The organism is Tenacibaculum holothuriorum, assembly GCF_002120225.1.
Taxonomy (GTDB): domain Bacteria; phylum Bacteroidota; class Bacteroidia; order Flavobacteriales; family Flavobacteriaceae; genus Polaribacter; species Polaribacter holothuriorum.
Genome location: NZ_LAPZ01000001.1, coordinates 107,677 through 124,301, shown reverse-complemented (window position 1 = coordinate 124,301; position 16,625 = coordinate 107,677). Strand labels below are relative to the sequence as shown.

General features: G+C 30.9%; 17 protein-coding genes. 14 read left to right on the top strand and 3 right to left on the bottom strand.

Going from position 1 to position 16,625, the window contains the following annotated elements; translation table 11 throughout:
* Positions 1-7: 7 nt before the first annotated feature.
* The 7 genes from WH52_RS00610 to WH52_RS00580 are packed head-to-tail and all read left to right on the top strand — an operon-like array spanning position 8 to position 4,975.
* On the top strand, positions 8-457 hold the full coding sequence (locus tag WH52_RS00610; protein ID WP_086028986.1) for a VOC family protein: 450 nt from the start codon (positions 8-10) through the stop codon (positions 455-457).
* A gap of 32 nt (positions 458-489) precedes the next feature.
* Positions 490-1,008 carry a GNAT family N-acetyltransferase gene (locus WH52_RS00605; RefSeq protein WP_086028985.1) on the top strand — a complete coding sequence of 173 codons (519 nt, stop codon included), beginning with the start codon at positions 490-492 and terminating at the stop codon, positions 1,006-1,008.
* A 17-nt stretch (positions 1,009-1,025) separates the two neighbouring features.
* Positions 1,026-1,688, top strand: a complete 663-nt coding sequence (locus WH52_RS00600) for a pyridoxamine 5'-phosphate oxidase family protein (RefSeq protein WP_086028984.1) — start codon at positions 1,026-1,028, stop codon at positions 1,686-1,688.
* A complete protein-coding gene (locus WH52_RS00595) occupies positions 1,688-2,227 on the top strand; it encodes a GNAT family N-acetyltransferase (RefSeq protein ID WP_086028983.1) in 540 nt (179 codons plus the stop codon). Before WH52_RS00600 ends, WH52_RS00595 begins: the two co-directional genes overlap by 1 nt.
* Positions 2,228-2,287: 60 nt before the next feature.
* Positions 2,288-2,755, top strand: a complete 468-nt coding sequence (locus WH52_RS00590) for an OsmC family protein (RefSeq protein ID WP_086028982.1) — start codon at positions 2,288-2,290, stop codon at positions 2,753-2,755.
* Positions 2,756-2,763: 8 nt separating this feature from the next.
* Positions 2,764-3,666 (top strand): ATP-grasp domain-containing protein, encoded by a 903-nt coding sequence (locus tag WH52_RS00585; RefSeq protein WP_086029384.1) that lies wholly within the window; start codon positions 2,764-2,766, stop codon positions 3,664-3,666.
* A gap of 22 nt (positions 3,667-3,688) precedes the next feature.
* Positions 3,689-4,975 carry a hypothetical protein gene (locus WH52_RS00580; RefSeq protein ID WP_086028981.1) on the top strand — a complete coding sequence of 429 codons (1,287 nt, stop codon included), beginning with the start codon at positions 3,689-3,691 and terminating at the stop codon, positions 4,973-4,975.
* A gap of 55 nt (positions 4,976-5,030) precedes the next feature.
* On the opposite strand, the gene WH52_RS00575 is transcribed toward WH52_RS00580, so the two are convergent.
* Positions 5,031-5,936: an outer membrane beta-barrel protein gene (locus WH52_RS00575; RefSeq protein ID WP_086028980.1), complete on the bottom strand. Its 906-nt coding sequence runs from the start codon at positions 5,934-5,936 to the stop codon at positions 5,031-5,033.
* Positions 5,937-6,074: 138 nt separating this feature from the next.
* On the opposite strand from WH52_RS00575, the gene WH52_RS00570 reads away from it, so the two are divergent.
* The 5 genes from WH52_RS00570 to WH52_RS00550 all read left to right on the top strand — a co-directional run bounded on the left by WH52_RS00570 (position 6,075) and on the right by WH52_RS00550 (position 12,734).
* Positions 6,075-7,247: a class I SAM-dependent methyltransferase gene (locus tag WH52_RS00570; protein ID WP_086028979.1), complete on the top strand. Its 1,173-nt coding sequence runs from the start codon at positions 6,075-6,077 to the stop codon at positions 7,245-7,247.
* A 192-nt stretch (positions 7,248-7,439) separates the two neighbouring features.
* Positions 7,440-8,237, top strand: coding sequence for a formate dehydrogenase accessory sulfurtransferase FdhD (gene fdhD / locus WH52_RS00565; RefSeq protein ID WP_086028978.1), 798 nt, complete (start codon positions 7,440-7,442; stop codon positions 8,235-8,237).
* Positions 8,230-10,524: an FdhF/YdeP family oxidoreductase gene (locus WH52_RS00560; RefSeq protein WP_086028977.1), complete on the top strand. Its 2,295-nt coding sequence runs from the start codon at positions 8,230-8,232 to the stop codon at positions 10,522-10,524. Before fdhD ends, WH52_RS00560 begins: the two co-directional genes overlap by 8 nt.
* A gap of 61 nt (positions 10,525-10,585) precedes the next feature.
* Positions 10,586-11,206 carry an SPOR domain-containing protein gene (locus tag WH52_RS00555; RefSeq protein WP_086028976.1) on the top strand — a complete coding sequence of 207 codons (621 nt, stop codon included), beginning with the start codon at positions 10,586-10,588 and terminating at the stop codon, positions 11,204-11,206.
* A 55-nt stretch (positions 11,207-11,261) separates the two neighbouring features.
* Positions 11,262-12,734, top strand: coding sequence for a hypothetical protein (locus WH52_RS00550; RefSeq protein ID WP_233131487.1), 1,473 nt, complete (start codon positions 11,262-11,264; stop codon positions 12,732-12,734).
* A 59-nt stretch (positions 12,735-12,793) separates the two neighbouring features.
* On the opposite strand, the gene ychF is transcribed toward WH52_RS00550, so the two are convergent.
* Together ychF and WH52_RS00540 are read right to left on the bottom strand one after the other, a co-directional pair.
* Positions 12,794-13,885: a redox-regulated ATPase YchF gene (gene ychF / locus WH52_RS00545; protein ID WP_086028975.1), complete on the bottom strand. Its 1,092-nt coding sequence runs from the start codon at positions 13,883-13,885 to the stop codon at positions 12,794-12,796.
* A 144-nt stretch (positions 13,886-14,029) separates the two neighbouring features.
* Positions 14,030-14,380 carry a 4Fe-4S dicluster domain-containing protein gene (locus tag WH52_RS00540; protein WP_086028974.1) on the bottom strand — a complete coding sequence of 117 codons (351 nt, stop codon included), beginning with the start codon at positions 14,378-14,380 and terminating at the stop codon, positions 14,030-14,032.
* A 68-nt stretch (positions 14,381-14,448) separates the two neighbouring features.
* Here WH52_RS00540 and WH52_RS00535 point away from each other — a divergent pair, with 68 nt between their 5' ends.
* Positions 14,449-15,507 (top strand): acyl-CoA reductase, encoded by a 1,059-nt coding sequence (locus tag WH52_RS00535; RefSeq protein WP_086028973.1) that lies wholly within the window; start codon positions 14,449-14,451, stop codon positions 15,505-15,507.
* Positions 15,508-15,525: 18 nt separating this feature from the next.
* The gene (serC, locus tag WH52_RS00530) at positions 15,526-16,590 is read left to right on the top strand and encodes a 3-phosphoserine/phosphohydroxythreonine transaminase (RefSeq protein ID WP_086028972.1); all 1,065 of its coding nucleotides are present in this window, start codon (positions 15,526-15,528) and stop codon (positions 16,588-16,590) included.
* Positions 16,591-16,625: the final 35 nt, after the last annotated feature.

The following is a 16,625-nucleotide window of genomic DNA, read 5'->3' as shown; positions in this document are numbered from 1 at the left end:
TATATTAATGAGGTACGCTCACACAAATATTGTAAGTACAGATTGGAAAAAACTAACAGACTTTTATATAAAAGTTTTCAATTGTGTAGTAATTCCTCCTATTAGAAAACAATCTGGAGAATGGCTTGAAAAAGGAACTGGTTTAAAAAATGCTGCTTTACAAGGTACTCACCTTTTGCTTCCAGGACATGGAGAAAACGGACCTACGCTTGAAATTTATCAATATGAACATATTGAAAATCAAGAATTCATAATGCCTAATAAAAGAGGTTTTGGGCACATTGCATTTGAAGTTGATAATATTGAAGAAACTCTTAAAAACATAGAGTTGAACGAAGGTAAAAGACTAGGTGAAATAACCAAAAGAGAAGTAAAAGGTGTTGGAGAAATCACTTTTATTTATGTAAGAGACCCTGAAGGTAATTTAATTGAATTACAAAACTGGAAAAAGAAATAACTCACAAAATTTACTCATTAAAACGACTAACAATGATTAAGATTAAAATAGCAACTCATAAAGATGTAGAAATTTTAGCGCTTTTAGGTAGAGTTACCTACTCAGAATCTCACGGTCATTTTATAAATAATGCTGAAGATTTATATAACTATAATAACGAAGCTTTTTCAATTCAAAGAACTACAGAAGAGCTTTATAAGAAAGAAAATATCTATTGGATTGCGTATTTAAATAATTTTCCTGTAGGATACGCTAAATTGGTTTTAAATGCTGACAACGATAGTATTTCTGATCAAAACATTTGTAGACTAGAAAGAATATATGTACTAAATGAATTCTTGGGTAAAAAAGTTGGCTATCAATTATACAATACCGTTTTAGATAAAGCCAAAGAACTAAAGTTCAATCAAATATGGCTCACTGTATATATAAAAAACTACAAAGCAATTAAGTTTTACGAAAAACAAGATTTTAAAAAAGTTGGCGACTATACTTTTTGGGTAAATGGAAAAGCATTCGAAAACTACATTCATTCTAAACCTATTAGCTAATCTTTAAATAAATTAATATGAAAGAATATACAAAATCTAAACTCAACAGGGTAAAAAGAGGGCAAAATAGAGCTGTTTATGATATAGAAAAAATCAACGAAATTTTAGATGCAGGTTTTCTTTGCTACGTTGGTTATATTTATGAAGGGAATCCAATTTCAATTCCTATGGCATATGCAAGAAAAGATGACAAAATTTACTTGCATGGTTCTACAGCCAACAGAATGTTATTGGCTATTTTACAAAGCAAAAAAACTTCTATTACTGTAATGCATTTAGACGGATTGGTAATTGCTCGTTCAGGATTGCATCATTCAGTAAATTATCGATCTGCAACACTATTTGGAAGCTTACAAAAGATTGATGACGATAACGAAAAATCAGATATTTTAGAGCTAATTGTAAACCAAATGATTCCAAATCACTGGGATTCTTTACGACCAATGCATCAAAAAGAATTAGACAGAACATTGGTTGTAGAATTTACTATTGAAACTGCTTCAGCTAAAGTTAGAGCTGAAGGTGTAAATGATGAACCAGAAGATTATGAATTGCCTATTTGGGCAGGAGTAATTCCTGTAAAGCAAATAGCAGAATATCCAATCGCAGATAAAGGAAAACCTGAAAAAATGAATATACCAAATCATATTTTAGAATACTATCATCAAAACAAAAGTTAATGGAAAATATTTCTGTAAGAGAAATGCTTGTTGAAGACATCAATTTTATAGTTGATTATTTTCATGATAGTTCTGAAGAATTTATCAGAGGAATGGGAGCTTCAAAAAGTAAATTCTTAAGTAAAGAAGAATGGTATGTGAAAATTCATGCTGAAGTTATAAAAAACTATAAAGAAAAACAGCTCTACTATACTATCTGGGAATTAAACAACAAACCTATTGGGCATTGTAATATTAATAAGTTAGTTTTTAACAAATCAGCTTACATGCATTTACAAATGTGGGATTCTACAAAAAGGAAAAAGGGTTTGGGTGTACAACTTGTAAAAAAATCATTGCCTTTTTTCTTTAATAATTTTAAGCTAGAAAATTTATTTTGTGAACCGTATGCATTAAATCCAGCACCTAACAAAACACTACCGAAAGCTGGGTTTGATTTTGTAAAAACATACAAAACTAGTCCTGGTCGAATCAATTTTTACCAACAAGTAAATAAATATGTATTAACTCAAGAAAAGTTTAATCAACTTTACAAATAATAAAACAATCAATATTATTTCTTAGAAAATTATCTATCAAAATAAATTCTTAAACAAAACATGAAACAACATCATTATAAAGCTACTATTGAATGGACAGGGAATTTAGGAAATGACACTTCTAAATACGATGTTTACAGTAGAAATCATACTATAAAAACTGAAAACAAAGCTATCATTGAAGCTTCTTCTGATCCAGCTTTTTTAGGAGATAATACTCGTTATAATCCAGAAGAACTGTTATTACCCTCACTTTCTTCTTGTCATATGCTCTGGTATTTACATTTATGTACAGTAAACAAAATTAATGTAGTTAGTTATCTAGACAAACCAGAAGGTGTTATGAATGAAGATAAAAACGGAAGTGGTAAATTTTCATCAGTAACTTTAAATCCTGAAATTCTTATCAGAAAAACAGAAAATATTGAAAAAGCTATTGAACTACATAAAAAGGCCAACGAAATGTGTTTTATCGCAAATTCTTGTAATTTTACCATTACACATAAACCAATTGTAACTACTAAATAATATTGACTGTGAAACTTTTTGATGTTGTTATTCTTACTGATAAAAATTATCTGAATCTTACGGAAGGGGATAAACTAATACAGAATGCCATTCAGGAGGATAATTATGTAAAAATTGCTTTAGAGAATTTAGGATTAAAAGTAATCCGATTATCATGGGATAATCCAAATTTCGATTGGTCTTCTACAAAAACCATTTTGTTTAGAACTACTTGGGATTATGCAGTTCGTTTTCCTGAGTTTTCAAATTGGTTAAATAAAGTTTCTAAACTAACTAAACTTTTAAATTCTGAAGAAATCATTCGTTGGAATATTGACAAACATTATTTATTAGACTTACAAAAAAATGGAGTTCATATCTGTGAATCGTATTTTGTAGAAAAAGAAGAAACTCGAACTCTTAAAGAATTGGCTGGATTACATAAACTATCAAACTTTGTTTTAAAACCATGTATTTCTGGTGGCGCAAGACATACTTATAAAATCAGTTCAGCTACTATTGAAGAACATGAAGCTGTTTTTTCTGAATTAATAGCTAATGAAGCTATGATTTTACAACCTTTTCAATACAATATTGTGAGTAAAGGCGAAATCTCATTTATGGTTATGAACGGGAAATTTACTCATGCAATACTTAAAATTGCTAAAGAAGGAGATTTTAGAGTTCAAGATGATTTTGGTGGTTCCGTTCATGACTATACTCCTACTCAGTCAGAAATTGATTTTGCAGAAAACACTGTTAAAGCCTGTGATGAAATCCCTATTTATGCTCGTGTCGATGCTTTTATTGATAATAATGGTAAATTAGCCTTGGCTGAATTAGAACTCATTGAACCAGAATTGTGGTTTAGAAATCATCCAAAAGCAGCCAATGAGCTCGCTAAAGGAATTCAGCAGTTGATAAATCAATAATTAAACTACTCAAAAATTAAACATGAAAAAAGTTTTAAAGTTCTTAGGTTTTCTATTACTAATTCTAATTATTGGAGTTGCCATTTTTTACTTTATCAATAACGAAAAACTTCCAACAGGAAAACAAGGAACTGAAGCTGATGAATTGGCAAATAAAATGCTTTCAGCTTTAAATTACGAAGATTACAAAAATACAGAAATACTAGAATGGTCTTTTAGAAACGAACATCATTATAGATGGATTAAAAGAGAAAACATCGTTATTGTTAAATGGGACGATAAAAAAGTACATTTGCACTTAAATAATCCAGAAAGAAATTTTGTGCAAAACTCAGATTCAACAATTGTAAAAAATCCTGAACCTAAAATTTTCAAACAAGCACAAGATTACTTTAATAATGACTCTTTTTGGTTAGTGGCTCCTTACAAAGTTTTTGATCCTGGAACCGAAAGACGTATTGTAAAACATAATAATAAAGATGCTTTATTAATTACTTATACCTCAGGCGGAACAACTCCAGGTGACTCATATTTGTGGATTTTAGACGATAATTACAAACCCGTTTCTTATAAAATGTGGACAAAAATTATTCCTATCGGAGGAATTGAAGCTACTTGGAATCACTGGAAAAAAACAGAAACAGGTATTCAATTACCAACACAACATACAATTCCATTATTCGGTTTAGAAATTGATATGGGTGATGTAAAAGCTATGAATACAAAAGCAGATTTACTTGCTAATAGCATTCTAAAAGCTATTAATCATGAAGCTTATAAAAACACTCGCTATTTAGAATGGAGTTTTGGCGGAAGACGCTCTTATAAATGGGATAAAAAAGCACATATTGCTGATGTTTCTTGGGATACTATTCGAGTAAACTTATATCCTAATAACTTAGATAAAAGCACTGTTTACTTTAACGATAAATTACAAGAAAAGACAGATACTAAAATTGTTGAAAGAGCAGAAAAGTTATTCAATAATGATAGCTTTTGGTTAGTAGCTCCTCATAAATTATTTGAAAGAGGAATTATCAGGTCACTAAAGAAAGTTGATGGTAAAGATGCTTTATTGGTTAAATATACTGTTGGAGGTACAACTCCTGGAGATTCTTATCTATGGATTTTAGACGAAAATAATATTCCGAAAAGTTATAAAATGTATGTTCCAAGCATGAAAATGGATGGAGTTCCAGCTACTTGGGAAGATTGGATAACTACTGAAAGCAGTACACTATTACCAAAAAACCATAAATTTGGTAATGGCGGTAACTTAAGTATGGGAGACGTAAAAGGGTATAATTAAAACAAAAAAGAGTGATTTAACAATCACTCTTTTTTATTTGTTAGTTTTTTGAAAATTATTTTCCAAAAGTATAAGTAATACCAATATTAAATCCTACAGAAGAATAAGGTACATTTTGTGTTAATTGCTTTCTTGCTAACGGATTTGATTGCGTCTCTGCATATTCAGTAGGCGTTAAATTATCAACATAAGTAATTTCATCATTAATTAATGGTAAAATACTTCCAAAAGTACCATTTTGTAATGCTGGAGTATTAGCTGCCATTTGTAATAATTGCTCACGAGTAACATTATTTCCTCCTAAAGTAGCTTTAAAATCTCCTATAGTAGATTTGTCTCTAGTTACACTAATTCCCATGTACTCAACTTCTGCAAATAACGATAAGCTTTCATTAATTTTATGCTTATAACCAATAGCTCCAATAAACCCTAAAGGAAACTTACCTCTAAAATCTCTTGTTAAATCCATTGTTAAATCTGTTGTTAATCCAGCAGGAGCAGCAGGATTAAATAAATTAGCTGGTAAAGTAGCATTTACTTTTCCTACAACCTCTGTTCTTCCTCCAACTTTAGTTAAAAAACCTGCACGTCCGTAAAAGTTTTTATCAATATTATAAATAACAGAAGCAGATAAACCATAAGCTCTACCTCTTGCTTTTACATTTACGTAAGGTTGATTTGGAACGTCTAACAATAAAGATGTTTGGTCAGAACCGTGTAAATAACCTCCAGCAAGTTCTACACCCCATTTTTCATTGAAAAAATATCCAGCTCTTAATTGAGTATGTAATCCTTCTCCGTAACTTCCATAAGTATTTTCTACTCCACTTGTAGTAGTTTCTGTTCCGAACTTAACATCTGCAGCTGGAAAAGAATATCCTCCACTAGCCGATACATAAAATTGCGCACTTGCACTTACTGATGCTATTAACATAGCAATCATTAAAATACTTCTCTTCATAAATATTTAAGTTAAAATTTAAATTAAGGGGCGGCAAACGTAGTAAAAATAACGCTAACTACAAGAAGGATTCTTGTTAAAATATCAGTATTTTTGCTTTATTCTATTAAGAGTAAAACCCCTATAAAACCTAGGCTTTTGAACGATTCTATTTTAAATACTGAAATACAGAACTTTATCAATTCTAATTTAAAAAACACTATTGAAAAGCTGATTTTAAAAGGGAGTCCGTTTAAAAATATTGCTGTACAAGAATTAGCAAATCAAATATTAGCAAAAAGAAAGTCTGAAGGAAAATTACCTAGTTGGTTTCAAACTGAGAATATTTATTATCCACCTAAGTTAAGCATCGAACAAACTTCTTCAGAAATTACGGCTAATTATAAAGCTTCTCTAATCAAAGGAAATACAATTATTGATCTCACTGGTGGTTTTGGAGTAGATTGTTATGCATTTTCTCAAACTTTTAAACAAGTAATTCATTGTGAAATAAACGAAGACTTGTCTAAAATAGTGAAACATAACTACCAACAATTAAACGCTAATAACATTGAAACCATAGCTACAAATGGTATTGAATTCTTAAAAGAAAACAATGAAAAATATGATTGGATTTATATAGATCCATCAAGAAGAAATGACATTAAAGGAAAAGTCTTTTTATTAGATGATTGTTTGCCAAATGTTCCTAAAAATATTGATTTACTCTTTTCAAAAACCAATAATATTCTCATTAAAAACTCCCCTATTTTAGATATTACGAGTACCATTAATGAACTAAATTTTGTTAAAGAAATTCAAGTTATAGCAGTTCAAAACGAAGTAAAAGAACTCCTTTTCATTTTAGAAAAAGATTATGTTGACGCTGTACAAGTTAAAGCAGTCAACTTAACTAAGCATAAAACTGAAAAGTTTAGTTTTAATTTAGAATCACAAGCTTCTTCAACATATTCAAATCCATTACAATATTTATACGAACCCAATGCTGCTATTTTAAAATCTGGTGGGTTTCATGAAGTATCGGAACAATTAAATATAGCTAAATTACATCAGCATTCTCATTTATACACCTCAAATGAAGTAGTTGATTTTCCTGGAAGAACTTTTACTATTCAGCAAGTAACTCCTTTCAATAAAAAGGAGCTTAAAAAACATCTTCCAAGTTTAAAAGCTAATATTACTACACGAAACTTTCCTATTTCGGTAGCAGAAATTCGAAAAAAAACAAAAATTAAAGATGGTGGAAACACCTATTTATTCTTCACAACCAACCTAAATAATGAGCATATTATAATTATTTGTGTTAAATAATCATAATATCACAATAACTTTAAAATAGTTACGTTGTAGCAATATATTCTAAAGTCCCTTGGAATGTGCGTTTTACTTAATTAGGGGAAAGTAAAACGTATATAAAAGCCTCGAAATTTCGAGGCTTTTGTGATTTATATCAAAAAATACTTAGCCTTTATTTTGTAAGTTTGTCTAAAGTCTCATAGCGCTATGCAAACCAACAGCTACGAAAGTTTAAAAATTACAGATAACAAGAAACAGAAAATATCTGATGCTCTTGTTATCGAAGCTCCATTACAAATCAATATTAACCAAGAAGCTTATACCGTAGTAATGAGAACTCCTGGTAATGATTTTGATTTAATTAGAGGACTTTTATATGCTGAAGATATTTATAAGAAAAAAGACGCTTTAAACTTTACTGTAGTTGAAAAGAAAAAAGACCATTCTTCAATTATAAACGTTACAATTCCTAGTAATAATTTAGGAAAAGGGTATTTAAACAAAAGAACTTTACTATCTGTTTCTTCCTGCGGAATTTGTGGAAAACATAAACTCGACGATATTGAATTATCTGGGGATTCTTTAGAGAATAAAAACAAGTTTTCTCAAGCTCAAATTCGAGAAATGTTTTCAAAAATGAAATCAAAACAAGCTCTATTCAACCAATCTGGAGGAAGTCACGCAGCTGCAATTTTCGATAAATACCTTAACTTACTTACCATAAAAGAAGATATTGGCAGGCACAATGCAGTTGATAAATCGGTAGGTAATTTACTAACAGTAAACACTTTACAAAACGCAAATATTATTTTAGTTAGTGGTAGAGTTTCGTACGAGATAGTAAGTAAAGCTTTTTTTGCAAAAATCCCTATTATTGTAGCAGTATCAGCATGTTCTAGCTTAGCAGTAGATTACGCTAAAGAATTCGGTATTTGTTTAATCGGATTCAGTAGAGAACAAAAAATGACCATTTACGCAAATCCTCAACATATATATTATGAGTGATAAAAAACCACATGCACAACCTCCTGAAAAATTAACAGGAATACAATTAACCGAAGTACCAAAATCTGCAGTTGGTGTAAAAGCCATAAAATCTGCCTTAACACATATTGCAAATGAAGTAGGTATGGCAAAAGGTGTAGGTTTATTGGCTAAACTAAACCAAAAAGAAGGGTTTGATTGCCCAGGCTGTGCGTGGCCAGATCCAGACGAGAAAAGAGCATTTTTAGCAGAATATTGCGAAAATGGTGCAAAAGCTGTTGCAGAAGAAGCTACAAAAAATAGAGTTTCTCCTATGTTTTTTGCAACACATTCAGTTCAAGAAATGTCAGAATGGTCAGACTATGAAATTGGTAAAAGCGGACGAATTACACATCCGATGATTTTACGAGAAGGCTCTGATAATTATGAAGAAATCTCGTGGGAAGATGCTTTTAATTTAATTGGTACTGAATTAAATAAATTAGACTCTCCAGATGAAGCTATTTTTTATACTTCTGGAAGAACAAGTAATGAAGCTGCTTATTTATATCAACTTTTTGTAAGACAATTCGGAACTAACAACTTACCAGATTGTTCTAACATGTGTCATGAATCTAGTGGCTCAGGCTTATCAGAAACACTAGGAATTGGTAAAGGATCTGTTACTTTAGACGATTTTAATCATGCCGATTTAGTCATTGTTATGGGGCAAAATCCAGGAACAAATCATCCACGAATGTTAACAGCTTTAAGTGATACTAAAAAACATGGAGGTAAAATTATTACTGTAAATCCATTACCCGAAGTTGGATTAATGCGTTATAATGATCCTCAAAATCCGTTAAAATGGATTGGTTCTGGTCAAAAATTAACCGATATATTTCTACAAGTAAAAATTAATGGAGATGTAGCTTTATTAAAAATTATAATGAAGTTATTGCTCGAAAAAGAAAATAAAAACCCAGGTACAGTATTCGATTTAAAATTTATTGAAGAAAAAACTCATGGCTTTAACGAACTTATTGACGATTTAAATTCATATACAATTGAAGACTTGTTACCTCAAACAGGTTTAAGCTTATCAGAAATTGAAGAAGCTGCTGAATTAATTGCCTCTAGCAAAAAGATTATTATTTGTTGGGCAATGGGATTAACGCAACATAAAAATGCAGTTGATAATATTAGAGAAGTGGTTAATCTACTTCTTTTAAAAGGAAGTATTGGTAAAAAAGGAGCTGGTACCTGCCCTGTTCGCGGGCATTCAAATGTTCAAGGAGACAGAACCATGGGAATTTGGGAAAAACCCAAAGAAGCTTTCTTACAAAACTTAGAAAAAGAATTCTCTTTTGAAGCTCCACGTAAACATGGGTATGATGTAGTGGCAGCCATTGAAGCTATGCATGCAAGAAAAGCTAAAGTTTTTATTGGTATGGGAGGTAATTTTATTTCTGCTACACCAGATACTGAATACACTGCTGAAGCATTACGAAACTGTGATTTAACTCTTCATGTTTCAACAAAATTAAATCGTAGTCATGTCGTTCATGGCAAACAAGCTTTAATTCTTCCTTGTTTAGGACGATCAGAAAAAGATTATCAGAATTCTGGAGAACAATTTGTTTCTGTAGAAAACTCTATGGGAGTTGTACATAAATCTAGTGGTCATTTAACTCCTTTATCTAATGAATTATTAAGTGAACCCGCTATCGTAGCTGGAATTGCTGAAGCTACTTTAAAAAATTCTAAAGTAAATTGGAGTGAATTAACAACTAACTATGATTTAATTCGTAATAAAATTGAAAACACCATTCCTGGTTTCGATAAATATAACGAAAGAATTCGTAAAAAAGGAGGATTTTATTTACCAAACAATGCAAGAGCAAACGACTTCTCTCCAACTGCTACAGGAAAAGCAAACTTTACTATTAACAAACCTTCTGATATTCAACTTAAAGAAAATCAGTTTATGTTAATGACCATTCGTACTCACGATCAATACAACACCACTATTTATGGTTTAGACGATCGTTACAGAGGAGTTTTAAACGAGCGTAGAGTTATTTTTATGAATCCTGACGATATGAAACAACAAGGAATTAACAAGCTAGATAAAGTAGATTTAATCAGCCATTTCGAAGGAGAAAAACGAGTTGCTAAAGGGTTTTTAGCTTTACCGTATAGTATTCCTAAACAATGTACAGCTAGTTATTTTCCTGAAGCTAATGTCTTAGTTCCTATAAAAAGTAAAGCGAGAATTAGTCATACACCAGCATCAAAAACAGTAGTCATTACTGTTGAAAAAGTCTAAATAAAAAAAAATTGTATTTTAGTCAGCAATTTAAATCAACTAAAATCAAAAAACTAAGAATATGCCATTTATAGAAGAGGAAAAATTCTCATTAATGCAGCAAGATTTAGACAATGCCAAATTAAAAAGAGAAGAAGCAGAAAATGAATTACAACAAGTAATTGATGATAAAAGCAGACTAAAAAGAGTATCTATATTTATTGGAGCATTGTTAGGTTTAGCCTTAACTGCTGTTGGTTATTTTTATTCTAATGGTGGTAATGGTTTAGAAATGCTAAAGAAACCTAAAGTAGATATTGCTGCCGTTAAAGCTAAGGAAGCAAAACGTGTATTAGACAGTGTAAAAAAAGCACAATCTAGAGTTAAGAAATCTCAAAATAACTCTAAATTAAATACTGCTAATATTAATGAAACGGTAAATGAATTAAATAACAACACAAAAGGAAATACTATATATTCAGTACAAGTTGGTGTTTTTTCTAATAGAAAATATCCTTTAATTTCAAAAAAGTTTATTCCAGGGAACATTGCTTCTGCTGATGGATATTTTAAATATTCATTAGGTTTATTTTCAACATTAAATGAAGCTAAATATTTACGTAACGAATTAAGAAAAGTTGGATTTAAAGATGCTTTTGTTGCTTCTTACGTGAATGGTAAAAGACAAAAAATACATCACTAAAAATTAATTAATGTTTAAAAACATCATTAAAAAAACACTCTTGTTAAGTTTAACAATGAGTGTTTATTTTTTATACAGTCAACAAGAAGCACCTCAAAAACAAACACAATTTGGTTTTGGGCAGTTAGATTTTCTTTCTATTAAGATGCCTAATGGTGAAGTAAATATGGATTTCACTGGATTGCATTACAACTTAAAATTAAACAACTGGAGTTATGCAGGTGTTGGTTTTTATGGTGCTGTTGGAGGCATTCGAGGTGGTTTTTTCACTTTAGGTGTAAATGCCGGTATTCAAAAAAATATTACTAAAAAATTATTTACCGATATCGGATTTCATTTCGGTGGGGGTGGTGGTGCAGGTGCTCCCGATGGTGGTGGAGCATTTATATTACCTCATGTTAATTTAGGGTACGATTTCGATTACTTTAAACTTACAGCAGGTTATAGTTATATAAACTTTTTCGATAAAGGAAACATAAAAGGTAGTCAAATTAATGTAGCTGTTCAAGTTCCTTTAAATTTCGAAACTTCTTCTTTTTCTAAAAGAGAACAAGAATTTTCATTTGATGAATTACAAAAATCTGATTGGAATAAAAGTTCAGACAGAATGTCTTTAATGGTTCATTTAAATAATTTAGATGTCACCAAAGGCTCTTATAAAGGAAGAACTATAAGGCTTGCAGGTTTTGAATTGAACTCATTTATTACAGATGAATTCTTTTTCTTCGTAAAAGCTGATGGTGCTTACCACGGAATTAAAGCTGGTTATATGGATATTCTTTTAGGTGGTGGATATCATTTATCTATGAACAAAAACCGAACAAACATTCAAGCAAAATTTGGTGTTGGTGCTGGCGGCGGCGGCGGCGTAGATACCAAAGGAGGATTTTTAATTTATCCTGATATTTCCCTTGAACAAAAATTATTCGATAATGTATACGCTTCAGTTAACAAAGGTTATTTAATGAGCCCAGATTCTCATTTTGTTTCTTCTACCTTCGGAATTGGACTAAAATACTACGTAGATAAAGATGGAATTAAATCTGATAATCGTTCTTTTTCTAGTGGAAAATTCAAAGGAATAGATGTTATCTTAAAGCAAGATGTGTATTTAAACGCAGCTAGAGATACTAATATTGAACAAAACATGCATCAAATATCGTTACAAGTTAATCTATTCTTAAACAAATATATTTATGCAACTGGTCAAACTTCATTTGCAAACTTTGGTGATGCTGGCGCTTATGCTGAAGGAATTGTTGGTTTAGGAGTTCAAACAAATTCTTTTTTGAATAATAAAGTAAATGCTTTTGCGCAACTTTTAGGAGGTGCAGCTGGTGGTGGCGGAATTAGTACAGGACAAGGTTTAATTATAAAACCTAGTGTAGGTTTAAATTATAAGCTAACCGAAAATCTTAACTTACGAGGAGGTTTAGGTTACGTTAAAGCAAGAGGTGGTAGTTTAAGTAGTACAATGCTAAACTTTGGGTTGAGTTATAATTTCTCTTTCTTAAGTGCTAAGAAATAATTAAATAAAAAAAGGAGAGTTTTAAAACTCTCCTTTTTTTATTTATATCTTTTTAAGATTTATACGTTAAATCTAAAATGCATTACATCTCCATCTGCTACTACGTACTCCTTACCTTCTACTCTTACTTTACCAGCTTCTTTAACTTTAGCTTCACTTCCGTATTCAACATAGTCGGCATAACTAATCGTTTCAGCACGAATAAATCCTTTTTCGAAATCAGTATGAATAACTCCTGCAGCTTGTGGTGCAGTAGAACCAACCGGAATAGTCCAAGCTCTTACTTCTTTTACACCAGCAGTAAAATACGTTTGTAAATCTAATAATTTATATGCTGAACGAATTAATCTAGAAACTCCAGGTTCTTCTAATCCAATATCAGTTAAGAACATTTGACGCTCTTCGTAATCTTCTAATTCAGCAATATCAGCTTCAGTTCCTACTGCTAATACAATAATTTCAGCTTCTTCATCTTTAACAGCTTCACGTACTTTTTCTACATAAGCGTTACCATCTTTAGCAGAAGATTCATCAACATTACAAACATATAACACAGGCTTTGCTGTAATAAACTGCATTGATTTTACTAACTCTTCTTCTTTTTCAGTAAACTCAATAGTTCTAACAGATTTACCTTCTAATAAAACTTCTTGAACTTTTTCTAATAAAGCTAATTCAGCTTGTGCTTCTTTATTACCAGTTTTAGCAGCTCTTTTTACCTTTTCTAATCGCTTTTCTACAGCTTCTAAATCTTTTAACTGTAACTCGATATCAATCGTTTCTTTATCACGAATTGGATCTACTGAACCATCTACGTGTACAATATTATCGTTATCAAAACAACGTAATACATGTAAAATTGCATCAGTTTCTCTAATGTTAGCTAAGAATTGATTTCCTAAACCTTCTCCTTTACTTGCTCCACGAACTAAACCTGCAATATCTACAATCTCTACTGTAGCAGGAATCACCTTTTCAGGATCTACTAATTCTTCTAATTTTTCTAACCTAGCATCTGGTACATTTACCACTCCTAAATTAGGTTCAATAGTACAAAAAGGGAAATTAGCACTCTGTGCTTTTGCATTCGACAAACAGTTAAATAAAGTCGATTTTCCAACATTTGGTAATCCTACAATTCCAGCTTTCATGATTTCTTAAGATTTTTAAATATAAAATACAAGTTTTTAGTCTTGATTTTAGCGGTGCAAATATATATCTTTTAAAAATAAAAAATTCCGAAATTACTTCGGAATTTTTGTCTTCTTTATCGCTTAAATAAGTCTTGTATACTGTTATTCGTTGTGCATAAAGCTTTGTTTAGCTAAAAGCTCGTCTTCAGTTTCTACATTATCTTCATCAGGAACACAACAATCTACCGGACATACAGCAGCACATTGTGGCTCTTCATGGAAACCTTTACACTCTGTACATTTATCTGCTACAATATAATATATCTCGTCAGAAATAGGCTCTTGCTCTTCATCAGCATTTGCTTTATTTCCGTTTGGCAATACAATATTCCCTTCTAAATCAGTACCATCAGCATAACGCCAATCTTCTGCACCTTCATATATTGCTGTATTTGGGCATTCTGGTTCACATGCTCCACAATTTATACATTCATCTGTAATAATTATTGCCATAGTATTTTTTCAGTTTTGTACCTTTGCAGTTGCAAAAATAAAGCCAAAATAATTTAGAACCAAAATAAATGGAAACAATACAAAAACGTGTAAAAGCGTTTAGCAAATTAGGTGATTTTTTAAGCCAGTTTTCTCAACAAGGAATTACTGAGAAAAAGGATATTGAATTTAACGATTTATTCTTCGGAGGATTTAAGCATCAATTAAAACTTGCTAAAGAAAATAACAGTTGGTTTACTGAAGAAAATTTATTGTTTGCTACCGAAAATTGGTCTAAAGCTTTAACTATTGAGCAACTTGATAAATGGTTAGAAACAACTTCTTTTTCAACAACACCAAAACAAGTTGCTATTATTATGGCAGGAAATATTCCGCTAGTTGGATTTCATGATTTTTTATCGGTTTTAATTGCAGGGCATTCTGTTTTGGTAAAACAATCATCTAACGATAAACATTTACTTCCTTTTTTAGCTAAATATTTAGAATATGTTGAACCTGATTTTAAAGGTAAAATTCAGTTTACAGAAGGAAAATTAACCGATTTTGATGCTGTTATTGCCACTGGAAGTAACAATACCGCTCGTTATTTTGAATATTATTTTAAAGATAAACCTAGTATTATTCGTAAAAACAGAAATTCTGTAGCAGTTTTAACAGGAAACGAAACTTCAACTGATTTTGATAATTTAAGTGAAGATGTATTCCGTTATTTTGGTTTAGGTTGTCGCTCGGTTTCAAAGTTATTTGTTCCAAAAGGTTATAATTTTGATGATTTCTTTAAAGGTATGTTTACCCAAAAAGAAATTATAAACAATGTAAAATATGCCAATAACTACGATTATAACAAGGCGGTATATTTAATGAGCGAATTTGATATGTTAGAAAACGGGTTTTTAATGATTAAAGAAGATGAAAGTTATGCTTCTCCTATCGCTACTGTTTTCTATGAGTATTATGATAATGATGATGATTTAAAAATCAAATTATACGAAGAAAGAGATAATATTCAATGTATCGTAGCCAACAACTTCTTACCAAACGAAATTAAGTTCGGACAAACACAGCATCCTAATTTATGGGATTATGCAGATGGAGTGAACACTATAGAATTTCTTGCAACTATATAAAACGACAACAACACAACTATGAAAAAACATAATTTTAGTGCAGGACCTTGTATTTTGCCAGAAGAAGTTTTGCAAAAAGCTTCTGAAGCTATTATAAACTTTAACAACGATAATCTTTCTTTAATAGAAATATCACATAGAAGTCAGCCTTTTGTAGATGTAATTGAAAACGCTCGTAGTTTAGTTTTAGAGCTTTTAGGATTGCAAAACAAAGGCTATCATGCATTATTTTTACAAGGTGGTGCTAGCACTCAGTTTTTAATGACTGCTTATAATCTTTTAAATAAAAAAGCGGCATATTTAAATACAGGAACTTGGAGTACAAAAGCCATAAAAGAAGCAAAACTTTTTGGTGAATTGATAGAAGTGGCTTCTTCTAAAGACAAAAACTTTAACTACATACCTAAGAATTACGAAATACCTTCTGATGCAGATTATTTTCACTGCACCAGTAACAATACTATCTACGGAACTCAAATGATGGAATTTCCAGAAACCGAAGTTCCTTTAGTATGTGATATGAGTTCTGATATTTTCTCACGTCAATTAGATTTTTCAAAATTTGATTTGATTTATGCTGGAGCACAAAAAAATATGGGACCAGCAGGTACAACTTTAGTGGTAGTAAAAGAAGATATTTTAGGAAAAGTAGAACGTCAAATACCATCAATGTTAAACTATCAAGTTTTTATAGATAAAGACAGTATGTTCAATACACCTCCTGTTTTTGCGGTGTACACTTCCATGTTAACACTTGAATGGTTAAAAGATTTAGGAGGTATAGAGTTTATTGAAAAAGTAAACAATCAAAAAGCTGCTCTTTTATATGATGAGATAGATAGAAATCCGTTATTTAAGGGTGTTGCTGCAAAAGAAGATCGAAGTAAAATGAATGCAACTTTCACGTTGATAAACCCTGAGTTACAAACTCAGTTTGACACTATGTGGAAAGAAGCAAATATCAACGGATTAAGCGGCCACAGAAGCGTTGGAGGTTATAGAGCAAGTATGTATAACGCACTTACACTCTACTCTGTACAAGCTTTAGTAGATGTGATGAAAGAATTAGAAAGAAAAGCATAATTATTTAACTCGTCATTACGAACAAAGTGAAGTAA